Annotated in this window: 20 protein-coding genes; 10 read left to right on the top strand and 10 right to left on the bottom strand. The window is 69.0% G+C overall.

The features are described 5' to 3' along the window. Positions 1-34: 34 nt before the first annotated feature. Positions 35-1045 (top strand): LacI family DNA-binding transcriptional regulator, encoded by a 1011-nt coding sequence (locus tag ACFVV5_RS18360; RefSeq protein WP_387247002.1) that lies wholly within the window; start codon positions 35-37, stop codon positions 1043-1045. A gap of 13 nt (positions 1046-1058) precedes the next feature. Continuing rightward, positions 1059-1934 (top strand): SMP-30/gluconolactonase/LRE family protein, encoded by an 876-nt coding sequence (locus tag ACFVV5_RS18365; RefSeq protein ID WP_387247004.1) that lies wholly within the window; start codon positions 1059-1061, stop codon positions 1932-1934. 14 nt (positions 1935-1948) lie between these two features. Here ACFVV5_RS18365 and ACFVV5_RS18370 read toward each other — a convergent pair whose 3' ends face one another. Both ACFVV5_RS18370 and ACFVV5_RS18375 read right to left on the bottom strand, forming a co-directional pair. After that, positions 1949-3247, bottom strand: coding sequence for an MFS transporter (locus tag ACFVV5_RS18370; protein ID WP_387247043.1), 1299 nt, complete (start codon positions 3245-3247; stop codon positions 1949-1951). A 5-nt stretch (positions 3248-3252) separates the two neighbouring features. Next, positions 3253-3684: a MarR family winged helix-turn-helix transcriptional regulator gene (locus ACFVV5_RS18375; protein ID WP_387247006.1), complete on the bottom strand. Its 432-nt coding sequence runs from the start codon at positions 3682-3684 to the stop codon at positions 3253-3255. 72 nt (positions 3685-3756) lie between these two features. Here ACFVV5_RS18375 and ACFVV5_RS18380 point away from each other — a divergent pair, with 72 nt between their 5' ends. Further along, positions 3757-4605 (top strand): alpha/beta fold hydrolase, encoded by an 849-nt coding sequence (locus tag ACFVV5_RS18380; protein ID WP_387247008.1) that lies wholly within the window; start codon positions 3757-3759, stop codon positions 4603-4605. A 209-nt stretch (positions 4606-4814) separates the two neighbouring features. On the opposite strand, the gene ACFVV5_RS18385 is transcribed toward ACFVV5_RS18380, so the two are convergent. Beyond that, complete coding sequence (locus tag ACFVV5_RS18385) at positions 4815-6509, bottom strand: cation:proton antiporter (protein ID WP_387247010.1); 1695 nt, start codon at positions 6507-6509, stop codon at positions 4815-4817. 77 nt (positions 6510-6586) lie between these two features. Here ACFVV5_RS18385 and ACFVV5_RS18390 point away from each other — a divergent pair, with 77 nt between their 5' ends. Further along, a complete protein-coding gene (locus ACFVV5_RS18390) occupies positions 6587-7636 on the top strand; it encodes a biotin/lipoate A/B protein ligase family protein (protein WP_387247012.1) in 1050 nt (349 codons plus the stop codon). A 9-nt stretch (positions 7637-7645) separates the two neighbouring features. Here the strand turns inward: ACFVV5_RS18390 and ACFVV5_RS18395 are convergent, their stop codons facing one another. Beyond that, the gene (locus ACFVV5_RS18395) at positions 7646-8281 is read right to left on the bottom strand and encodes a GNAT family N-acetyltransferase (RefSeq protein WP_387247014.1); all 636 of its coding nucleotides are present in this window, start codon (positions 8279-8281) and stop codon (positions 7646-7648) included. A gap of 96 nt (positions 8282-8377) precedes the next feature. Here ACFVV5_RS18395 and ACFVV5_RS18400 point away from each other — a divergent pair, with 96 nt between their 5' ends. From ACFVV5_RS18400 to ACFVV5_RS18415, 4 genes are all read left to right on the top strand, one after another. Then, positions 8378-10255, top strand: a complete 1878-nt coding sequence (locus ACFVV5_RS18400) for a Na+/H+ antiporter NhaA (RefSeq protein WP_387247016.1) — start codon at positions 8378-8380, stop codon at positions 10253-10255. Between the two features lie 15 nt (positions 10256-10270). Then, positions 10271-11227: a GlxA family transcriptional regulator gene (locus ACFVV5_RS18405; RefSeq protein WP_387247018.1), complete on the top strand. Its 957-nt coding sequence runs from the start codon at positions 10271-10273 to the stop codon at positions 11225-11227. 115 nt (positions 11228-11342) lie between these two features. Then, positions 11343-12341 (top strand): type I glyceraldehyde-3-phosphate dehydrogenase, encoded by a 999-nt coding sequence (gene gap, locus ACFVV5_RS18410; RefSeq protein WP_387247020.1) that lies wholly within the window; start codon positions 11343-11345, stop codon positions 12339-12341. Between the two features lie 61 nt (positions 12342-12402). After that, positions 12403-12726 (top strand): hypothetical protein, encoded by a 324-nt coding sequence (locus ACFVV5_RS18415; protein ID WP_387247022.1) that lies wholly within the window; start codon positions 12403-12405, stop codon positions 12724-12726. Between the two features lie 13 nt (positions 12727-12739). On the opposite strand, the gene ACFVV5_RS18420 is transcribed toward ACFVV5_RS18415, so the two are convergent. After that, on the bottom strand, positions 12740-13024 hold the full coding sequence (locus tag ACFVV5_RS18420) for a GNAT family N-acetyltransferase (protein WP_387247024.1): 285 nt from the start codon (positions 13022-13024) through the stop codon (positions 12740-12742). A 54-nt stretch (positions 13025-13078) separates the two neighbouring features. Between ACFVV5_RS18420 and ACFVV5_RS18425 the strand changes: the two genes are divergently transcribed. Then, positions 13079-13972: a DNA-methyltransferase gene (locus ACFVV5_RS18425; protein ID WP_387247026.1), complete on the top strand. Its 894-nt coding sequence runs from the start codon at positions 13079-13081 to the stop codon at positions 13970-13972. Positions 13973-14081: 109 nt separating this feature from the next. Continuing rightward, positions 14082-14912, top strand: a complete 831-nt coding sequence (locus ACFVV5_RS18430) for a phosphatase PAP2 family protein (RefSeq protein WP_387247028.1) — start codon at positions 14082-14084, stop codon at positions 14910-14912. Positions 14913-14961: 49 nt separating this feature from the next. Here the strand turns inward: ACFVV5_RS18430 and ACFVV5_RS18435 are convergent, their stop codons facing one another. The 5 genes from ACFVV5_RS18435 to ACFVV5_RS18455 all read right to left on the bottom strand — a co-directional run bounded on the left by ACFVV5_RS18435 (position 14962) and on the right by ACFVV5_RS18455 (position 21014). Further along, entirely contained in the window at positions 14962-15981 is a 1020-nt protein-coding gene (locus tag ACFVV5_RS18435; protein ID WP_387247030.1) for a LacI family DNA-binding transcriptional regulator, read from the bottom strand. Between the two features lie 12 nt (positions 15982-15993). After that, positions 15994-17499: a GH1 family beta-glucosidase gene (locus ACFVV5_RS18440; RefSeq protein ID WP_387247032.1), complete on the bottom strand. Its 1506-nt coding sequence runs from the start codon at positions 17497-17499 to the stop codon at positions 15994-15996. A gap of 2 nt (positions 17500-17501) precedes the next feature. Beyond that, positions 17502-18416: a carbohydrate ABC transporter permease gene (locus ACFVV5_RS18445; protein WP_387247033.1), complete on the bottom strand. Its 915-nt coding sequence runs from the start codon at positions 18414-18416 to the stop codon at positions 17502-17504. Continuing rightward, on the bottom strand, positions 18413-19621 hold the full coding sequence (locus tag ACFVV5_RS18450) for a carbohydrate ABC transporter permease (protein WP_387247035.1): 1209 nt from the start codon (positions 19619-19621) through the stop codon (positions 18413-18415). The genes ACFVV5_RS18445 and ACFVV5_RS18450 overlap by 4 nt, the downstream gene beginning before the upstream one ends. Positions 19622-19688: 67 nt before the next feature. Further along, positions 19689-21014: an ABC transporter substrate-binding protein gene (locus ACFVV5_RS18455; protein WP_387247037.1), complete on the bottom strand. Its 1326-nt coding sequence runs from the start codon at positions 21012-21014 to the stop codon at positions 19689-19691. Positions 21015-21629 lie beyond the last annotated feature (615 nt).

A 21629-nucleotide genomic window follows, 5' to 3' on the forward strand; every position in this document is an offset into this window, starting at 1 on the left:
GTACAGTTTCATCACAGCGCAGGGAGGGAGCCACGTGCCATCGGTCAGCGTTCGCGACGTCGCGGCTCTCGCCGGCGTCTCGGTCGGAACGGTCTCGAACGTTCTCAACCGTCCCGACAAGGTGGCCCCTTCCACCGTCGGCCGGGTTCAGGTCGCCATCCAGAAGCTCGGGTTCGTGCGCAACGACGCCGCCCGCCAGCTGCGGGCAGGCCGGAGCCGAGCGATCGGGCTCGTCGTCCTCGACGTCGGCAACCCGTTCTTCACAGAGCTGGCCCGGGGTGCGGAGGACCACGCGTCCGACCTGGGCTATTCGATCATCCTGGGCAACAGCGACGAGAAGGCGGACCGCGAATCCGCGTACCTCGACCTGTTCGAAGAGCAGCGCGTGCACGGAGTCCTGATCTCTCCGTACGGCGATGTCGTGCCCCGGCTGCGGCGGCTGCGCGATCGGGGCATCCGGGCCGTGCTGGTCGACCGGATGAGCGCGGACACGTCGTTCAGCTCCGTGTCGGTCGACGACGTCGCGGGAGGCGCGATGGCCGTCGAGCACCTCCTCGCCCTCGGGCGCCGGCGCATCGCGTTCGTCGGCGGCCCGTTCGAGATTCGACAGGTCGCCGACCGTCTCGAAGGCGCCCGTCAGGCGGTCGCGCAGCAGGAGGGCGCCACGCTCGAGGTGATCCCGTCGGCCGCGCTCAGCGTGCTGGAGGGCCGCGACGCGGGAGCGAGCATCGTCGCGCGTCCGTCCCACGAGCGACCGGATGCGCTCTTCGCGGCGAACGACCTGATCGCGACGGGCCTGCTGCAGGCCCTGATCATGCAGGGCACCGTCGCCGTGCCGGATGAGATCGCGCTGATCGGCTACGACGACATCGACTTCGCGAGCGCGGCCGTCGTACCGTTCTCCTCGATCCGGCAGCCCAGCCGTCTCATGGGCGAGACCGCTGTGCAGATCCTGCTCGACGAGGCGGACGACCCCGAGCTGGCTCCGCGCCAGGTGGTCTACCAGCCCGAGCTCGTCGTGCGTGCTAGCACCGGCTCCGCGTGACGGAGCGCCCGCGATGGCGACGCTGAGAGCGAGCGCGACGGTGAGGCGGCTCGCGACCGGCGCGATCTGGTCGGAGGGACCGGTCTGGCTGCCGGAGATCGGCGCCGTGCGCTGGAGCGACATCCCGAACGACCGGATACTCCAGTACGAGCTCGAGACCGGCGGGCTGTCGGTGTACAGCGCCGCTGCGGAGTTCACCAACGGGCGCACGCTCGACGCATCCGGCGCGGTCATCCAGTGCTCGCACGGCCGCCGCGCGGTCGAGCGGGACGTCGACGGGGTCGTCACCACGATCGTCGATCGGTGGAACGGGGTCCGGTTCAACTCGCCCAACGACGTCGTCGTTGCACGCGACGGCGCGATCTGGTTCACCGACCCGCCCTACGGGATCGACCTGCCGCGCGAAGGCCACCCGGGGGAGCGCGAGTACGGCGGCTGCTACGTGTTCCGCTACGAGCCGGCGACCGGCGAGGTCGTGCCGGTGATCACCGACATGGAGAAGCCGAACGGGCTGGCCTTCTCGCCCGACGAGAGCATCCTGTACGTGTCGGACACTTCGTGGGCGCCGGGTGCGAACGAGTCCGGCAACCATCACATCCAGGCGTACGACGTGGTCGGCGGAGCGCACTGCGAGCGGGGCCGGACGATCGCGGTGATCGAGCCGGGCGTCCCGGACGGGTTCCGCGTCGACGTCGAAGGCCGGATCTGGACGTCGAGCGCCGACTCGGTCCAGGTGCTGTCGGCGACAGGCGAGCTGCTCGACCGCATCCCGGTGCCGGAGGTGGTGGCCAACGTCTGCTTCGGCGGCCCCGGTGGCAGCACCCTCTTCATCGCGGCGTCGAGCAGCCTGTACGCGGTCGAGACGACGACGCGCGGGGCCGGCTCCTAGCGGCGGCGGGCGCCTCAGGACACCCGCGCGGCCGTCGCCTCGGTGTCGGCGAGCTCCTCGCGCACCTCTTCGCGCGCGTCGACGGTGAACCTCGGCCGCCAGGCGCTGAACCGGATGCGGAGGTTGCGGTACTTCACGAGGTACACGACACCCACCAGTGCCGCCGCGAAACCGGATGCTGCGCCCACACCCAGCGCCCAGCGGGCTCCGAAGGTGTCGGCCACCCAGCCGACGATCGGGGCGCCGACCGGTGTTCCGCCCATGAAGATCGCCATGTAGATGGCCATCACGCGGCCCCGGAGCTTCGGGTCGGTCGTCATCTGCACGGTGCCGTTCGCCGTCGTCATCAGGGTCTGCGACGAGACGCCGATGATGATCAGGGCGATGGCGAAGAGCCAGTATTCCGGCATGACCGCTGCGATCGCGCATCCGGCACCGAAGAATGCGGCACCGGCGAACAGCAGCGCGACGCGGGGCCGTTCGCGGCGGGCCGACAGGAGCGCCCCCACCACCGAGCCGATCGCCATGATCGACGAGAGCAGGCCGAACTCGCCGGCGCCCTTGTGGAACACGCTCACCGACATCGTCGAGATGAAGATCGGGAAGTTGAGGCCGAAGGTTCCAATGAGGAAGACCATCACCAGGATCACCATGATGTCGGGGCGACGGCGCACGTAGCGGAAGCCCTCGATGAGCCCGCCTCGCTGCTTCGAGGAGCGCTCCGAGCGGTAGAGCTTCTCGACCCGCAGGAACTTGAGCGAGAGCAGCACGGCCCCGAACGTCGCGGCGTTGATGAGGAACACCCAGCCGGCGCCGACCACGGCGGTGAGCAGCCCTGCGACCGCGGGGCCGATGAGGCGGGCCGTGTTGAAGGACGCCGAGTTGAGGGCCACCGCGTTCGACAGGTTGGGGCCGGTGACGAGTTCGGAGACGAAGGTCTGGCGGGCGGGGGCGTCGAAGGCTGCGACGCAGCCGAGCAGCAGCGCGAACACGTAGACGTGCCAGAGCTCCACGACCCCGGTGACCGTGAGGATCCCGAGGCCCAGCCCGAGCGCGCCCATTGCGGCCTGCGTCGCCATGAGCAGCTTGCGCCGGTCGAGGCGGTCGGCGGCCCAGCCGGTGACCGGGAGGAGGAGCAGCTGCGGACCGAACTGCAGGGCCATCACGAAACCGACGGCGGCGGCGTTGTTGTGGGTGAGCTGGGTGAGGACGATCCAGTCCTGGGCCGTGCGCTGCATCCAGGTGCCGACGTTGGAGACGATCGCCCCCGCGGCCCAGATGCGGTAGTTCACGCCGGCCAGCGACCGGAACATCGCACTCACGAATCGGCCAGCTCTCGCAGGATGACGGCGGCGTCGGCGAGGGTGGCGCGCTGCTCAGGGGTGAGCGTGCGCAGCCGCTTGTGCAGCCAGGCGTCGCGCCGGCGGCGGGTCTCGGTGACGAGGGCGAGGCCGGACTCGGTCACGGTGACCACGACCTTGCGACCGTCGTCGGCATCCGGAGTGCGCCGGACATAACCGGCGTCCTCCAGGTGGTTGACCGTGCGGTTCATCGACGGCGGCTTCACGCGCTCGCGCTCGCTGAGCTCCCCGATGGTGAGGGCGCCTTCGCGCACCAGGAAGGCGAGGGCCGAGGTCTGGGCGTCGCTGAGCTCGTCGTCGGCCTTCTCTGCCCGGAGCCTCCGCGACAGGCGCGCGACACCGATGCGCAGCGCCGTGCTGAGGTCGTGGGTGCTGAGTCGTGCCGTCATAGATACTTAGCCTAACAAATTAGCCCCGCTAAACAATTCCCGTTCGCTCGGCGCGTGCACCAGAATGGGCCCGTGCCCACCTACGACGACGCCCACGGCATCGCGATCACCTACGACATCTGGCCGGTCGAGCATCCGCGAGCCGTGGTGCAGATCGCCCACGGGGTCGGAGAGCACGCCGGCCGCTACCGGGCGCTCGCCGAGCACCTCAACGCCGACGGCTACACGGTCTACGCCGACGACCACCGCGGGCACGGCCGCACCGGCATGCAGCAATGGGGTGACGCCGCGAAGCTCGGGCGGCTCGGCGTCGGCGGCCTGCGCGCGGCGATCGAGGCGATCCACGCGTTCAGCGGGGCCATCAGGGACGAGCATCCGGATGTGCCCCTCGTCTTCTTCGGCCACAGCTGGGGTTCGCTGATGGTCCAGATGATCCTCAACAAGTACTCCGACGAGTACGACGCTGCAGTGCTGTCGGGCACCGCATACCGGATGCTCGGCTCGATGGACAGCGGCTACAACCTCAACAAGCGGTACGCCCACCTCGGAACGACCGGCGCCGAATGGCTCAGCCGCGACCCCGCCGTCGCGCAAGCGTTCGTCGACGACGAGCTCACGACCCTGACGCCCCTGCCCAAACTCTTCGGGCCGATCGACGCCGCCCGGCTGCTCGGCCGCCCGGCCCGCTCGCTCGCCCGCGACCTCCCGCTGCTCATCCAGGTGGGCGGCGACGACCCGCTCGGCGGTGCGCCGAGTGCACGGCGCCTGGAGCGGGCCTACCGGGAGCGCTCCGGCCTCACGGATGTGACGACGATCGTGTATCCGGAGGCGCGCCACGAGGTCTACAACGAGCTCAACCGTGAAGAGGTGATGTCCGACCTGACCACCTGGCTGGACGAGCGGATCGCGGTCCGCGGCTGACGCGCCCCGCCTCCCCGATCGCCGTCTTTCGCGACAGGTGGGCGCGTTTCTCCACAGGTAGGTGCGTTTCGCGACAGGTGGGCGCGTTCTCCACAGGCCCGCGCGCCCCGAGCGCCGTGACTTGTTCCAAAGTGTCGTTATAAGGGCCGATCCGGCTCCCATAACGACACTTTGGAACAACTCACCGAGGGGTCGACTGACGTCGGACGTCACCGCTCGACGGGTGCGCCCTTCAGCTCGATGCTGATCTGGTCGGCGTCGAGGTTCGCCAGTGCGCTGTTGAGGAGCTCGGCGCTGAAGGTTCCGTCGTCGCGGGCGTCGAGCAGTGCGGTGCGCTGGGCCTCGATGATCGCGATCGTGCGCTTCTTCAGGGCGGCGAAGCTCTGCGGTGCGGGCAGGGCGGCGTCCGCGGCCGTGTCGGTGGGCGTCTCGACGATCGGGGGGCCGGCGGCGGTGATGTCGCGTTCGATCGTCGTGAGCATCGCGAGCAGCCGGCCGCGTTCCTCGATCTCGGCCTGAAGATCCGGGCCCGCCGGCTTGATCCACGCGACGAAGAGGGCGAGCGTCCCGCCCTGGGTCAGGAGCGAGAACGCCGCCACCATGAACGCGACCAGGATGAGGAACGACCGATCCGGGGCATTGTTCGGAAAGGTCTGCGCAGCGGCCACCGTCACGGCCCCGCGCATCCCGGCCCAGACCAGCACGCCGCCCTCGCGCCAGCCGAGCGGGGCCGCCAGAAAGTAGTCGATGTCGGCGAGCACACGGCGCGTTCGTGTCTTCGCGCGTTCGATCCGCTCGGGAGTCGGCGCCGGCCGTCGGGGGTCTGTCGGCTCGTCACGGCCGGGTGGCGGCTGCGGACTGTCGAGGCGCTGCTGCATCACGTCCAGCCGCGGCTTCACCTTCGCACCCCGCCGCGCGCGACGCTGGAGCCCGGCGAGCAGTGGGGCGATGTAGGCAGCGCGCACCACGAGCGTCAGGAGAAGTGCGCCCAGGGCCACGACCGTCGCCGGGCCGAGGCCGTCGTACTTGTACTGCACGTCGGTGACGATGGCGAAGAGCTCCAGCCCCATCAGCAGGAAGATCGCGCCCTCGAGCACGAGTTCGACCGTGTGCCAGTTCTGGGTGTCGGACAGACGGTGCGCCGGCGGCAGGCGACGGGCCGCTCCGTGCCCGGTCACCAGGCCGGCGACGACCGCGGCGACGAGCCCGGATGCCCCCAGGAGCTCGGCGGGGATCGAGGCCAGGAACGGCACCGTGAACGAGATCACGGTGTTGACCGTCGCGTCTGAGACTTTCGACCGCACCCACAGGTTGAGGTGACCGATCACGAAGCCGAGCACTCCGGCCACGGCGACCGCGTACGCGAAGTCGCCGAGGACGCCCCAGAACGAGATGGTGGCGGCGGTCCCGGCGATCGCGGTGCGCAGCAGCACGAGCGCTGTCGCGTCGTTGAGCAGGCTCTCGCCCTCGAGCACAGCGACGACGCGACCGGAGATGCCGGCGCGTTTCACGATGGACGTGGCCACCGCATCCGTCGGGCTCACGATCGCGCCGAGCGCGATGCCCCACCAGATGCCGAGCCCGGGGATGACCCAGGCAAAGAACAGCCCGAGCACCACCGACGAGACGACGACGAGCACCACCGACAGCCCGCCGATGGCGTTGAACTCGCGACGGAAGCTCATCGCGGGCATCGACACCGACGCCGAGTAGAGCAGCGGCGGCAGGATGCCCGCGAGAATCAGTTCCGGCGAGATGTGCACAGCAGGGACGAACGGCAGGAGGCTGATCGCGATGCCCGTGACGACCAGGATGAGCGGGGCCGCGATGCGCAGTCGCGGCGCCAAAGCGGCGGCGGCGGCGACCACCAGCAGGCCGGCGACGGCGACGATCAACGCTTCCATCGGTTCTCCCCTCGTCCGATGGGGTCAAATCTACCGGGGCCGCAAAGACTGCAGGCGTGAAGTCTTAGGCTGAGAGCATGCACGGTGAATACAAGGTCCCCGGCGGCAAGCTCGTCGTGGTCGACCTCGACGTGGTCGACGGCAAACTGGCGAACTTCCATCTCGCGGGCGACTTCTTCCTCGAACCCGACTCCGCCCTCGAATCGATCGACAAGGCCGTCAACGGCCTCGCCGCCACCGCCGACGCGGCCACCATCGCGGCCGCCGTCCGTGGCGCGCTCCCCGAAGGCGCCACCCTGCTCGGCTTCTCGCCCGAGGGCGTCGCCGTGGCCATCCGCCGTTCCCTGGCGAAAGCCACGAGCTGGCGCGACTACGACTGGCAGCTCGTGCACTCGAAGGCCGTACCGCCGGTGCTGCAGATGGCTCTGGATGAGGTGCTCGCCACCGAGGTCGGCGAAGGCACGCGCAAGCCCACCCTCCGCATCTGGGAGTGGAACGAGCCGGCCGTGGTCATCGGCAGCTTCCAGTCGCGCAAGAACGAGGTCGACGCCGCGAACGCCGAGAGGTACGGCTTCGACGTCGTGCGCCGCATCTCCGGCGGCGGGGCGATGTTCATGGAGGCCGGCTCCGTGATCACGTACTCCATCTACGCGCCTGCGGACCTCGTGCAGGGCATGAGCTTCGCCGACAGCTACGCGTTCCTCGACGAGTGGGCGATCATCGCGCTCAAGTCGCTCGGAATCGACGCCTACTATCAGCCACTCAACGACATCACGAGCCCCAAGGGGAAGATCGGCGGCGCCGCCCAGAAGCGGCTCGGCTCGGGCGCGGTGCTGCACCACGTCACCATGAGTTACGACATGGACGGCCAGAAGATGACCGAGGTGCTGCGCATCGGCCGCGAGAAGATCAGCGACAAAGGCATCACGAGCGCGGCCAAGCGGGTCGACCCCATCCGGTCGCAGACGGGCCTGTCGCGGGCCGAGGTCATCGACCGGATGAAGGAGACGTTCACGCAGCTCTACGGGGCGACTCCGGGCGACATCACGCCGGAGGAGTACGCCGCGGCCGAGAAGCTGGTGCAGGAGAAGTTCGGCACCGAGGAGTGGCTCAACCGCGTGCCGTGACGTGTGTGCCTATGCGTCGCGGTCGCGTGCGCCCGCGTCGCGCTCCTGCGGCTCGCGGGCATCCCGCCACATCGTCGTGATGGGGGCGTCGTCGAGCACGGCACGGAACGCTCCGATCGGCCGGAACCCGGCGCGCTCGTAGCGATGGTCGTTCGCCGGGTTGGTGGACTCCAGGTAGGCGGGGAGCCCGTCCGCGTCGAGAGCCGCCAGGTTCTCGGCGAGGAGCTGTTGCCCGATGCCGCGACCGCGATGATCCGGATGCGTGGCGAGCAGGCTGAGGTACATATGCGGTGGTGTGGGCGGATGGTTCGCCTCGAACCGCTCCCACAGCTCGAGGCAGGCCCGCGTCTGCGCCGGCCCCAGGCTCGCCAGGAGGAGCTCCTCGGCCTGGTGCTCCTGTTCGCCGGACAGCTCGCTGCCGCCCGGCGGAATCCACACCGCGACGGTGGTGGCATCGTAGGCCATGCGCACGGTCGAGTAGCGCAGCGCGCCCTCGACGTAGAGCCGCCAGAAGCGCGCACAGTGGTCGGTGCTCCCGTCCGGGCGCCGCAACGCGGGACCCCAGACCGGGTCGTCGCGGAACGCCAGCGTGATCGTCTCGGTGACGGCGTCGACATCCGCGGCGGCCGCAGGCCTCGTCCTCATGGCGAAAACTGTACGCCGTCGATAACCTGAAGCCGTGCTGCCGTACCCGCACGGACGTCACAACCGAACCGGTCTGCCGGAGGCGGAGGAAGAACGATGAGCGAGGCACCGCCCGGGCCCACGGGCTCCACGGCGTGGGCACGCAGCATCGCGTCGCAGTTCGGCGTGTTCTTCCGCACCGAGACCGCCAGTTCGGGCATCCTGCTGGCCGCCATCGTCCTGGCCGTGCTGTGGGCGAGCTTCGGTAGCGCCTCCTACGAGGACTTCTGGTCGACCACCTTCGATGTGCGGCTCGGGCCGTGGGGCATCTCGCTCGATCTGCGCGAGTGGGTCAGCCAAGGCCTGATGACCTTCTTCTTCCTCGTCGTCGGACTCGAGGCTCGGCGCGAGATCGACCTGGGCGACCTCCGCGACCGGAGCAAGCTGCTCATCCCGTTCGCCGCGGGCCTGGCGGGGATGCTCCTCCCGGTCCTCATCTTCCTGGCGATCAATGCCGGCGGCTCCGGGGCATCCGGATGGGGTGTAGCGATGTCGACGGACACCGCGCTCGCCCTCGGCCTGGTCGCCATCCTCGGCCGTGGACTGCCGGAGCGACTGCGCGGCTTCATGGTGACGCTGTTCATCGTCGACGACCTCGTGGCGCTGCTGGTGATCGCGGTGGTGTACAGCTCGGACATCCAGTTCGTCCCGCTGCTGGTCGCGGTGCTGGCGTGGGCGCTGTTCCCGATCATGATCCGCTGGACGAAAGCGCCCACTTCCTTCTATGTGGCGGCCGGCTTCCTCTGCTGGGGGGCGCTGCTGCTCAGCGGCATCGACCCGGTGGTCGCCGGCCTGGCGATCGGCCTGGTCGCGCCCGCGTACTCGCCGGGCCGCAACACGCTCGAGGAGGCCAGCGGGCTGTTCCGGATGTTCCGCGAGCAGCCGACCCCGCAGCTGGCCCGCACGGCCGGCGCCGGACTCATCAACGCGATCTCGCCGAACGAGCGGCTCCAGTCCCGCTATCTCCCGTGGACGAGCTACGTGATCGTCCCGCTCTTCGCGCTAGCCAACGCCGGCATCGCCATCGATCCCGCGTTCCTCGCGACGGCCTACACAGCACCCATCACGCTGGGTGTCATCGTGGGTTACGTCGTGGGCAAGCCGGTCGCGATCTACGGGGTGGCGCGTCTGATCACGGCGATCACGAAAGGTCGCATCAAGCCGCCCGTCGGCTGGGCGGCCGTGGCCGGGAGCGGCACCATCGCAGGCGTCGGCTTCACCGTGGCGGTGCTCATCGCCAACCTCGCGTTCACCGGCGAGCAACTGGATCAGGCCAAGCTCGGAGTCCTCACCGCGGCGCTGCTGTCGGCGATCATCACGTTCGTGCTGTTCCGCATCACGGCAGCGCTCTCGGCACCTCGCCGGACACGCGCTCTGTTCGGCGAGACCGAGCAGCTCGTCGACCTGGCGGACCCGGTGGACCGGCGGCGCGACCACATCCGGGGCCCGGAGGACGCGACGGTCACCATCGTCGAGTACGGCGACTTCGAGTGCCCCTACTGCGGCCGGGCCGAGCCGGAGGTGCGCGCGCTGCTCTCCGACTCGGAGCTGCGCTTCGTCTGGCGGCACCTTCCGCTGGTGGATGTGCATCCGCACGCCCGGATGGCCGCGGAGGCTGCCGAAGCGGCGTCGGTGCAGGGTGCGTTCTGGGAGATGCACGACGTGCTGCTGGCCAACCAGGATTGCCTGGAACCGGAAGACCTCAGGCGCTACGCCGGTGAGCTCGGCCTCGACGTCGAACGCTTCGAATCCGACATCGAGAGCGCCCGGTATCTGGAACGGATCACCGAGGACACGACGTCGGCCGACCTGAGCGGGGTCTCGGGCACGCCAACGTTCTTCATCAACGGACGCCGCCACTACGGCCCCTACGATGTGAACTCATTGCGGGTGGCGGTGCAGGCCGAGCGCGACCTGGCCTTCAGCGCACGCTGACGAAAGGAGGACCCCGTGGCGCGAAGCATCCACCGGGTCGCCGTGCTCGTCCTCGAGGGAGCCAAGCCGCTCGATGTCGGGATCCCCGCCCAGGTGTTCACCCGGCGGCCGAGCATGCCGTACGAGGTGCGGGTGTGCGGGGCCGCGGCGGGGCTGGTCACCGGAGGCGACGGGCTCGCGTACCACGTCGCCGACGGGCTCGAAGCGCTCGCGTGGGCCGACACCGTGTTCATCCCCGGCTACCGCGAGCCGGGCCGGGAGGATCCGCCACCCGCGGTCGTCGACGCGCTGCTCGCCGCACACGAGCGCGGCGCGCGCCTCGCGGCCATCTCGACCGGCGCGTTCGCGCTCGCCGCGACAGGCCTGCTCGACGGCAAGCGCGCGACCACCCACTGGCATTACACCAAGCTGCTGCAGGCGAAGCATCCGCGCATCCGGGTCGACGAGAACGTTCTCTTCGTCGACGAGGGGAAGGTGCTCACCTCCGCGGGTGCGGCATCCGGGGTCGACCTGTGCCTGCACCTCGTGCGCCGCGATCACGGCGTCGGGCTCTCGAACCAGGTGGCACGGCGGCTCGTCGCGGCGCCGTATCGCAGCGGCGGCCAGGCGCAGTTCGTGCCGCGCTCCGTGCCCGAGCCGCTCGGCGAGTTCTTCGCCGCGACCCGTCACTGGGCGCTCGAGCGGCTCGAGACCCCGCTGACGGTGGCGGAGCTCGCGTCGCACGCGAGCGTCTCGACGCGCACATTCTCGCGGCGGTTCGTCGAGGACACCGGCTACACGCCCATGCAGTGGATCCTCCGCGCCCGGATCGACCTCGCGCGCGAGCTGCTCGAACGCAGCGACCTCGGAGTCGAGCAGATCGCCGACCGCGTCGGGCTCGGCACGGGCGCCAACCTCCGCCTGCACTTCCAGCGGGTGCTCGGCACGTCGCCCAGCGAGTACCGGCACACGTTCGCGCAGCCGGCGGCGTAGGCCGGGCCCGCGCTGCCAGCGGGTTGGCGAGAATCTTGCGGTGACTGTCGCTACGGCCACTGCCGCTGCGGGTGATCTTCGGCGAGCGTAGAAACGACGAAAGGAACCACCGAACATGACCCGCATCGCAGTCAACGGATTCGGCCGCATCGGCCGCAACATGCTCCGCGCCCTCATCGAGCGCGACACCGACCTCGAGGTCGTCGCCATCAACGACCTCACCGAGCCCGCGACGCTCGCCCACCTCCTGCGCTACGACAGCTCGCTCGGCCGCTTCGACCGCTCCGTCGAGGTCGACGGCGACACGCTCGTCGTCGACGGCCGGCGCATCCGGGTGCTCGCCGAGCGCGAGCCCGCGAACCTGCCGTGGGCCGAGCTCGACGTCGAGATCGTACTCGAGTCCACCGGCCGCTTCACGTCGGCGGAGGCCGCACGCGCCCACCTCGACGCCGGGGCGAAGCGGGTGCTCGTGAGCGCACCGGCGGCCGGCGCCGACGTGACGATCGCCTACGGCGTGAACACCGGCGCGTACGACCCGGCGCTCCACACGATCGTCTCGAACGCCTCGTGCACCACCAACGCCCTCGCGCCGCTGGCGGCCGTGCTCGACGACCTGGCCGGGATCGAGCACGGCTTCATGACCACCGTGCACGCCTACACGCAGGAGCAGAACCTGCAGGACGGCCCGCACCGCGACCTGCGACGCGCCCGCGCGGCCGCCGTGAACATCGTGCCGACGACGACGGGCGCCGCCAAGGCGATCGGCCTCGTGCTCCCGCAGCTGGAAGGCCGCCTCTCCGGTGACGCCATCCGGGTGCCCGTGCCGGTCGGATCGATCGTCGAGCTGAACACGACGGTCTCGCGCGAGGTCTCCCGCGACCAGGTGCTGGAGGCGTACCGCACGGCTGCGGCAGGGGCTCTCGCGGGCATCCTGGAGTACACGGAGGACCCGATCGTGTCGAGCGACATCACCGGCCGCCCGGCGTCCGCGATCTTCGACGCCGCCCTCACGCGCGTCGACGGCAAGCACATCAAGGTCGTCGCCTGGTACGACAACGAGTGGGGCTTCTCGAACCGAGTCGTCGACACGCTGACTCTGCTGGCCGCATCCTGAGAACGCCTGACCTCCTGCGACCGCGGATCGCCCTCGCAGGAGGCTCGGGTAGCCTGTACGGGTGAACTGGTGGATCGTGGGGGCTGTCGTGGCCGTCGTCGCGCTGGGCATCCTCGCCTCCCGGCTCGGCTGGATCGACCTCTCCAACAAGACCAAGAGCACCGGCGGCAGCTCCAGCAGCATCGTCGGGATCGGCGACGAGGTGTTCGCGCCGACCCGTCACGAGGCGCAGGTCGAGCTCGACCGTCAGACCATGCTCCCCGCACCGGCGCCGGTGGCCGGCGACGGTGACAAGGGCATCTTCGACGGCAAGATCCGCATCGACGTCGGCAACGACGGCGGCGGCCGGCACGTCGAGGGCCGCGAGCAGCGACCCCGCTCCTAGCCCTCCGCCGCGATCAGCGGTCGAGCAGGTCGCGGTACTCCGGATGCTGGGGGAGCCAGCGCCGGATGTACGGGCAGGTCACGACCACGCGGCGGTCCGAGTTGGCCCGCACGTCGTCGAGTGCCTCGGTGACGAGCAGGCTCGCCATCCCCTTCTCGCGCCGGGACTCGTCGACCTCGGTGTGGGTGAAGACGATCTCATCGTCGTGCAGCTCGTATTCGGCGACGCCGATGCGTTCGCCGTCTTCGAGGAGCGCGTAGCGCGAGGCTTCCGGTTCGTTCACGACAGTCAGAGTCACCCCGCAAGGCTAACGCGTGCCCGGGCGCACGTCCGCGCTGCGAGAATGGACACCATGCTCGACGACGCCACCGCGGATGCGGTCCCACCGGCCGCGCTCTGGCAGCCGGACGCCCCGAGCTCTGTCGTGCACGCCGACAACCTCGACGTGGTCGCTGCGCTGCCCGATGCCTCCTTCACCCTGATCTATCTGGATCCGCCGTTCAACACCGGCCGGTCGCAGGGCCGCCGCAGCAGCACCTCGGTGCGGTCGGCCGGAGGGCCGGGAAGTGTCACCGGATTCAAGGGCCGGAGCTACGAGCGCATCAAAGGCGACCTGCTCAGCTACGACGACCGGTTCGACGACTACTGGGAGTTCCTGGAGCCGAGACTGATCGAGGCCTGGCGGGTGCTCGCCGACGACGGCACGCTGTACCTGCACCTCGACTACCGCGAGGCGCACTACGCCAAGGTGCTGCTCGACGCGCTGTTCGGCCGCGAGAGCTTCCTGAACGAGATCATCTGGGCCTACGACTACGGGGCCAAGTCGAAGAACCGCTGGCCGACCAAGCACGACACGATCCTGGTCTACGTGAAGAACCCGTCGGCCTACTACTTCGACTCGTCGGCGGTGGATCGCGAGCCGTACATGGCGCCGGGCCTCGTCACCGCCGAGAAGGCGGAGCTCGGCAAACTGCCGACGGACGTCTGGTGGCACACGATCGTGTCGCCGACCGGGCGGGAGAAGACCGGGTATCCGACGCAGAAGCCGGAGGGCATCCTGCGTCGAATCGTGCAGGCGTCGAGCCGGGAGGGCGACTGGGTGCTCGATTTCTTCGCCGGCAGCGGCACGACCGGTGCGGTGGCCGGCTCGCTCGGCCGGCGCTTCCTGCTGGTCGATCGCAACCCTGAGGCGATCGCGGTGATGCGGGCGCGGTTCGCGGACGCGCCCGTGGCCTTCCTGCCCTAGCCGACCCGCACACCCGGCGGCGGGGGATTCCGGGAGGGTCTTCGGCGTCAGCCGGGAGTCGCCCCGAGATGCGGCCATTCCCAGGGACGGTGTGGAAGGCTTGAGACCTATGCGAGCCGGAACCGCGATGCGCGCCAACCCCTTCCTGTGGGGCGCTCTGGTCTTCGCCGTGGCATTCGTGGTCGTCTACCTCGTGTTCGTCCGCAGCTACATCGGCCAGCTGATCGACGAGAAGGCGTTCGCCGGCGCCGATGCCTGGAAGGGCGGCCTCATCGAGTTCGCCCACGCCTTCCTCGACGCTCTGCCTGCGTTCTCCGTCGTCGTGGCCTGCATCATCGCGGTGATCGTCGTGATCGTGCGCCGCAACTGGCGGGTCTTCTTCGTCGGCGTGGTCGCCGCGGCGCTCGCCAACGGGAGCACCCAGCTGCTCAAATACACTGTGCTCAGCCGGCCCGAGAAGGGCATCGACGTCGGCCTCAGCAACTCGCTGCCGTCGGGTCACACCACCGTCGCGGCCTCGGCTGCGTTCGTCGTGTTCCTCGTCGTCAGCCCGCGCTTCCGCCCGCTCGCGGCGGTGATCGGGTCGGCCTTCGCCATCGCGGCGGGCGCGTCCACGCTGGTCGAGCAGTGGCATCGGCCGAGCGACGTGATCGCCGGTCTGCTCGTGGTCGCGTTCTGGGGCTCGCTCGCCGGAGCCGTACTCAGCTGGATGCACGTGAAGACGGCCGAGCATCCGGTGCGCGCCACGCTGTGGCCGCTGGTGTGGATCGCCGTCGTCTGCGGCGTGGGATCGGTGGCCGCACTGCTCGTCACCTACTTCTCGGCGCAGTCCGGCGCTTCGCACCTCTTCGTCGCGTATGCGGGCGGGGTGGCCGCGATCGTCACGGTCGGCTTCCTGCTCGCGGTCGTCGGCAACCGGCTGTATCGCGCGCTCGGCTAGCGTCGCCCGGTCGCGGGCTCCCGCACGACCTGCGTCCGCGCTGCGCGACCTACGTGCTCTGGCGCACCACGAGCTGGGTCGGCAGCAGGGTGACGCGGTCGATCGGCGCGCCCTCGATGCGCTTCACGAGCACCTGGGCCATCATCTGGCCGAGTCCCACCGACGGCTGGTGCACGGTGGTGAGAGGCGGGGTCGCCGTGAGTCCGTAGTAGTCGTCGTCATATCCGACGACGGCGATGTCGCCCGGGATGCTGCGGCCCGACTCGAGGATGGTCGAGTACGCGCCCGCCGCCATCTGGTCGTTGGTCGCGAAGAGCCCGTCGATCGGCACGCCGCGGTTCAGCAGACGGCGCATCGCCTCCATGCCCGAGAGCGGCGAGAAGTCGCCGTACTCGACGAGCGAGGTGTCGAGGCCGTGGGCATCCATCGCCTGACGCCAGCCCGTGAGACGGTCGAGCCCGGCCGGCATGTCCTGCGGACCGGTGATGATCGCGATGTTGCGGTGTCCCCGCTCGATCAGGTGCTCGGTCGCGCCACGTGCGCCGGCGACGTTGTCCACATCGACGAAGAAGGAGTTCTGCTCGGCGTCGCTCACCGGCCGCCCGCCGAAGACGATCGGCAGCGAGCTGCCCAGCTGCGCGTAGGAGTGGTCGCCGGAGTGGTGGGAGACGACGAGCGCGCCGTCGACGTTTCCGCCCATCAGGTAGCGCCGGGTCTTGTCGGGGTTCAGCTCCGACGAGATCACCATGTTCAGCGTGTAGTCGGTGTCGGCGAGATGCAGAGCGACGCCCTGCACGATGGAGGCGAAGAACGGGTCGGCGAAGACTTTGGCCGTCGACTCGGGGACGACCAGCGCGACTACCTGGGTGCGACGGGATGCGAGTGTGCGGGCCGCCCGGTTGGGCACGTAGTTGAGATCGGCGATGGCCTTGTTGACCGTCTCCGTCACCTCGGGCGTGACCTTGGGGGAGCCGTTCACGACTCTGGACACCGTCGCCCGCGACACGCCGGCCAGAGCGGCCACGGCCTCGAGCGTCGGAGCGTGGTTGTCCGTGTGCTCCGACGTCATCCCGTCACCTCCCTATCGTCGTCCCATGCTAGACGCGACAGCGCCCGCCGCGGCGCCCGCCGCGGCGTCCGCCGCGGCGTCCGCCTCCGCGGCTTCGGCGATCACACGGGCGAAGGCGCGTCCCGAGTCCTTGACGATACGCCCCTGCGACTCGTAGTCGACGCGCACGATGCCGAAGCGCTTCTCATACCCCCACGCCCACTCGAAGTTGTCGAGGAAAGACCACACGAAGTAGCCGCGCACATCGGCCCCGTCCGCGATCGCGTCACGCACCGCCCCGATATGAGTCAGGATGTACGCCTCCCGCTCCTCGTCGCGAACCCGGCCGTCGGCATCCACCGCATCGTCGTAGGCGGCGCCGTTCTCGGTGATGTAGAGCGGCGGCAGAGTCGGGTACTCCTCGCCGAGCCGCACCAGCAGGGTGCGGAGGCCTGCGGGATTGACCTCCCAGCCCATCGAGGTGAGCGGCAGGTGCCGCGACGGGAACGTGACGTACTCGCTGCCGACGAACGGCGACGCCTTCGGGCGGTCGGTCGGAACGAGGCCGGGCTCGGCGTCGGCCGGTAGCGGATGCCCGCTGACGTTGTCGTCGTGGTAGTGGTTCACGCCGAGGAAGTCGATGGGCTGCGCGATCGTCTGCAGGTCGCCGGGGTGCACGAGCGACTCGAAATCGAACGCGCGCACGTCGTCGAGGACGTCGGCGGGGTAGCGTCCGAGCAGCAACGGCTCCACGAACATCCGGTTCCACAGTCCGTCGATGCGGCGGGCGGCCTCGCGGTCGGCCGGGTCGGCGGGGTCGTTCGGAACAGCGGTGGTGAGGTTGAGCGTGATGCCGATGCGGAGGTCGCGCGGTTCGCCGTCGGCGCTCGCGGCTGCTCCCGAACGTTCGCGCAGCGACTGCACGGCGAGACCGTGGGCCAGATGCTGATGGTGCACGGCGGCGAGAGCGGCTCTCGGCTCTCGCCGGCCCGGAGCGTGCTCTCCGCCCGCGTACGCGATGAGCGAGGAGCAGAGCGGCTCGTTGAAGGTGGTCCAGTCGGTCACCCGGTCGCCGAGTGCGTCGTAGACGGCGTCCGCGTAGTCGCGGAACCGGTAGGCGGTGTCGCGGTTCGCCCACCCGCCGGCGTCCTCGAGAGCCTGGGGGAGATCCCAGTGATACAGGGTCAGCCAGGGCAGGATGCCCGCCTCGAGGAGCTCGTCGACGAGCCGGCTGTAGAAGTCCAGTCCCGCGTGGTTGATGAAACGATCGCCCGGCTTGATGCGCGCCCACGAGGTGGAGAAGCGGTACGACTGGAGGCCGAGCTCCTTCATGAGCGCCACGTCTGCGGGCATCCGGTGGTAGTGGTCGACCGCCACCGCGGGAGTGTCGCCGCCCGCGATCGCGTTCGGAATGCGCGCGAAGTGGTCCCAGATCGAGTCCTCTTTGCCGTCCTCGTGGGCGGCGCCCTCGATCTGGGCCGCAGCAGTGGCCGACCCCCACAGGAAGCCGGGTGGCCAGGGGGTGATGGAGTCGTTCATTCCTAGCCTTTCACCGCGCCGGCCATGATGCCGGAGACCAGCTGCTTGCCGGCCAGCACGAAGAGGATGAGAAGGGGGATCGTGGCCATCACCGCACCGGCGAGCACGATCGAGTAGTCGACGTACTTGGCCGACTGCAGCTGGCTCAGAGCCACCTGCAGTGTCGGGTTCTGCGGAACGACGAGCAACGGCCAGAGATAGTCGGTCCAGGCTGTCATGAAGGTGAAGAGGCCGAGGATGGCCATCGCAGGACGCGCGGCCGGGACCCCGACGTGCCAGAACGTGCGGATCATGTTGGCGCCGTCGACGCGGGCGGCCTCGATCAGCTCGTCCGGGATGACGTCGACGAGGTACTGGCGCATGAAGAACACGCCGAACGCCGTGACCAGGGTGGGGATGATGACCGCGCCCAGCGTGCCGGTCCAGCCGAACTGCTTCATCACCATGAACAGGGGGATGATGCCCAGCTGGGTCGGGACCGCGAGCGTCGCGATGACGAAGACCATCAGGCCCTCGCGGCCGCGGAAACGGAGCTTCGCGAAGGCGTAGCCGGCGAGCGTCGAGAAGCTCACGACCGAGAGCGTGATCACGCTGGCCACGATGATCGAGTTGCCGAGGGCGAGCCAGAACGGAACCGTGTCGAGCACCTGGCTGACGTTCGTCCAGAACTGTCCGCCCGGCAGCAGCGGCGGCCAGGTCGAGGTGAGGACCGTGCTCGGGCTGGAGCCGGCGATGAACGACCACCAGAGCGGGTACGCCCCGCCGACGAAGACGACGATGAGGAGGCCGTAGGTGAGGAAGCCGGGGCGCCGGTCGATGCCGAGCGGCCGCCGCTTCGGGGCTTTCGGGGCTTTCGGGGCTTTCGGCCGGGGCGCGAGTGCTGAAGAGCCGGTGCTTCGGGGTGCGGTGGCGGTCATGCTCTCTTCTCCTCGGATGCGGCGGCGAGTGCCAGGCCGCCTTCGGTCTGCGCGCTTCCGTCGCTGTCGTCGCTGTCGTTGCCGTTGCAGTCCTTGCCGGAGCGGTGCGCGGCGATCTGGCGGGCGGTGCGCCGCTTGAGCATCCGGGACTCGGTGGAGGCGATGCGCCGCGAGATCAGGAAGTTGAGCACGCCGAACACGACGATGATCAGGAAGAGCATCCAGGCGATCGCCGAGGCCCTCCCGAAGTTCTGCCGGTTGAAGGCCATGTCCCACAGGTAGAGCACGGTGGTCTGGTATTGCCGCTGAGGGCCGCCGGGGGTCGCGCTCGACGGGTTGAACAGCTTGGGTTCCGTGAAGATCTGCAGGCCGCCGATGGTGGCGGTGACGATCACGAAGATCATGGTGGGCCGGATGCTCGGCAGCGTGATCGAGAAGAAGCGGCGGAATGAGCCGGCGCCGTCGAGCGCGGCCGATTCGTGGATGTCGCGCGGAACGGCCTGCATCGCGGCCAGCAGGATCAGCGCGTTGTAGCCGGTCCAGCGCCAGTTGACCATCGACGCGATCGCGACGTGCGACGGGAAGGTCTCGGTCTTCCAGTTGATCGGCGACAGGTGGAACGACTGGAGCAGGTTGTTGATGAGCCCGTACTTCTCGTCGAACGCGCTCGAGAAGATGAGGGTGACGGCCACCGGCGTGACGACGTAGGGGAGGAGCACGCTCATGCGCCAGAAGGTCTTGCTCCGGATGTTCTGGTCGAGGATCGCCGCGATGAACACGGCCCCGATCAGCTGCGGGATGGCGGAGAGCAGGAAGATGCTCATCGTGTTGAACAGCGAGTTCCAGAAGAAGGGGTCGGTCAGCTCGGTGACGTAGTTGCCGAGGCCGACCCACTCGCCGGGACCGGTCAGCAGGTTCCACTTGTTCAGCGACACGACGAACGTGTAGATGAGCGGGAACAGGCCGACGAGCCCGAAGAGGATGAAGAAGGGGGCGACGTAGAAGTAAGGCGAGGCCTTGACGTCGAAGCGGCTGATCCGCTGTCCGAAGGTGAGGTTGTGGCGGGATGCGCGGTCCTGACGGCGACGCTCGTCGCGGTCGGAGCCGGGGGTGCGTTTCGGCGCGGTGCCGGAGCCGGTGCCCGTGCCGGAGCCGGAGTTGGCGCCGGAGCCGGTGTCGGCGGGTGGCGTTGTGACGGTGGTCATGATCTCCCCAAGGGTGAGGCTCCGGAGCCTGAACTCCAGGCTCCGGAGCCTCTGATGGTTCTGAGTCCTACTTGTTGACGACGAGCTGGTCGAGGAGCTTCATCGCGTTGCTCCAGGCCTGGTCGCCGTTCGCCTTGCCGGAGTCGAGCTCCTGCACGGACGGGCCGAACACCTGGGACTGGATGACCGAGTCATCCGGACCCTTGTACTGGGCGACGACGCCGTTCGCGCGCTCGGCGAGGATCTTGCCCACCGGAGCGTTGTTGAAGAACTTCGTCAGGTCGCTCTCACCGGTGACGCCGGGATCGCTCTGGGCGTCGGTGACCGAGGGGAACGTGCCGGCCGCCTGGAAGGTGGAGACCTGCGACTTGGCGGTGGTCAGCCAAGCGGCGAGCTCGGCCGCCTCCTTCGGGTGCTTCGACTGCTTGGGAACGGTCAGGAACGACCCGCCCCAGTTGGCCGCGCCGCCAGGGAAGACGTTGGCGAAGTCCCAGCCGGTGGCGGCATCTCCGCCGCCCGCCTTGACCTGGCCCTGCACGACGCCGAGCATCCAGCCCGGGCAGACGAACGTGGCGAACGAGCCGTCGGTGAACGCCTTGCCCTTGCCCCAGTCCCATTGGGTCTGGTTGGAGGAGAGGCCGGCAGCGGCGCCGCCGGCGAGCTGGCTCCAGAGAGCTTTCAGGTCGGCGTTGTCCTCGATGTTGAGCTTGCCGTCCTTGGTGTAGTAGCCCTCGGGCTGCTGGTTGACCATGGCGTTCCACAGGAAGCCGGACTGGTCGTAGAACGGCTTGCCGGTGGCCTTCTTGTACTGCTCGCCGATCTTGAAGTAGTCGGCCCAGGTGGCGTTGTCGCCGCCGAACAGCGTCGCGACGGCGTCACGGTCGCTGGGCAGGCCGGCTGCGGCGAAGAGCTTGCTGTTGTAGCACAGGCCCTCCGGTCCGATGTCGGTGCCGTAGCCGATGACGCGGCCGGACTTGTCGGTGGCCTGCTTCAGCTTCCAGTCGACCCAGCGGCTGTCGATTTTCGAAGCGCCGTAGTCCTTCAGGTCGTTGAACTGGTCGGAGACCTGCATGACCTTGCTGAGCCAGCCCTCTTCGACGGCCTGGACGTCGGGCAGGCCGCTTCCGGCCGCCTGCTTCGTCTGCCAATCGGTCAGGGCGTTGTCACCGGTGTCGATGTTGGTGGCCTTGATCGTGATGCCGGGGTGCTCTTTCTCGTACTGCGAGTAGAGCTTGTCGAATCCCATCGTCCCGAATGTGGTGACGGTCAATGTGATCGGGTTCGAACTGCTGCCGCCGTCGCCGCCAGTGGATGAACATCCGGCTGCGAGGAGGGCGAAGGATGCTGCGCCTGCTACGGCTGCAACGACCTTGGTGCGTCGTGAGAATTTCACGGTCACTCCCTTGTGTGCGTGGTCTGGTTGGGGGTCGTGAGAGCGCTCTCATTATGGAGCGTGAGAGCGCTCTCACGAGTTGTCTCAGACCATAAGCACGAGGGATATCCACTGTCAAGTTAATCTCTGCAACCGCTCTCATCGGCACCAGGACGCGGAAGTAGCAAATTTTGCCCCCGCCTCCCCGAGTCCCCAGGTAATGCAAGCAATTGCGCCGCCGCTGGGGAGGCGCTGATCGCCGTCTTCGGCCGCGTCACCGTGACCGAATCGTGACCTGCGGGGCGGCCTCCGGCGTTTCTCGTCGATGGGTGCGTTTCGCGGCAGGGGAGCGTTTCGCGGCAGTGCGAGAGCGTTTCGCGGCAGGTGGGCGCGTGTCGCGGCAGTGGGAGAGCGTTTCGCGCCCAGGCCGCGCGTCCCGCGACTGGTTGCCCGTTTCTCCACAGGCCCGAGCGTCCCAAGCGCCGTGACTTGTTCCAAAGTGTCGTTATGAGGGCCGATTCGGCTCCCATAACGACACTTTGGCCCAACTCACCGAGATCGCACCCGGCTCCCGTGCGCCCGCCGCCGTCGAGTCCTGAGTTGCTGGGTCGAACGAGGGCGTGTCGACCCAGCAAC

Source organism: Leifsonia sp. NPDC058248 (genome assembly GCF_042881905.1).
Classification (GTDB): Bacteria; Actinomycetota; Actinomycetes; order Actinomycetales; family Microbacteriaceae; genus Leifsonia.

Coding starts and splice junctions, on each gene's coding strand:
- ACFVV5_RS18375 (WP_387247006.1), bottom strand. CDS start 3,684: ATGACGGCACGACTCAGCACCCACGACCTCAGCACGGCGCTGCGCATC.
- ACFVV5_RS18365 (WP_387247004.1), top strand. CDS start 1,059: ATGGCGACGCTGAGAGCGAGCGCGACGGTGAGGCGGCTCGCGACCGGC.
- ACFVV5_RS18450 (WP_387247035.1), bottom strand. CDS start 19,621: ATGACCACCGTCACAACGCCACCCGCCGACACCGGCTCCGGCGCCAAC.
- ACFVV5_RS18385 (WP_387247010.1), bottom strand. CDS start 6,509: ATGGAAGCGTTGATCGTCGCCGTCGCCGGCCTGCTGGTGGTCGCCGCC.
- ACFVV5_RS18445 (WP_387247033.1), bottom strand. CDS start 18,416: ATGACCGCCACCGCACCCCGAAGCACCGGCTCTTCAGCACTCGCGCCC.
- ACFVV5_RS18440 (WP_387247032.1), bottom strand. CDS start 17,499: ATGAACGACTCCATCACCCCCTGGCCACCCGGCTTCCTGTGGGGGTCG.
- ACFVV5_RS18370 (WP_387247043.1), bottom strand. CDS start 3,247: ATGTTCCGGTCGCTGGCCGGCGTGAACTACCGCATCTGGGCCGCGGGG.
- ACFVV5_RS18395 (WP_387247014.1), bottom strand. CDS start 8,281: ATGAGGACGAGGCCTGCGGCCGCCGCGGATGTCGACGCCGTCACCGAG.
- gap (WP_387247020.1), top strand. CDS start 11,343: ATGACCCGCATCGCAGTCAACGGATTCGGCCGCATCGGCCGCAACATG.
- ACFVV5_RS18435 (WP_387247030.1), bottom strand. CDS start 15,981: ATGACGTCGGAGCACACGGACAACCACGCTCCGACGCTCGAGGCCGTG.
- ACFVV5_RS18430 (WP_387247028.1), top strand. CDS start 14,082: ATGCGAGCCGGAACCGCGATGCGCGCCAACCCCTTCCTGTGGGGCGCT.
- ACFVV5_RS18425 (WP_387247026.1), top strand. CDS start 13,079: ATGCTCGACGACGCCACCGCGGATGCGGTCCCACCGGCCGCGCTCTGG.
- ACFVV5_RS18400 (WP_387247016.1), top strand. CDS start 8,378: ATGAGCGAGGCACCGCCCGGGCCCACGGGCTCCACGGCGTGGGCACGC.
- ACFVV5_RS18390 (WP_387247012.1), top strand. CDS start 6,587: ATGCACGGTGAATACAAGGTCCCCGGCGGCAAGCTCGTCGTGGTCGAC.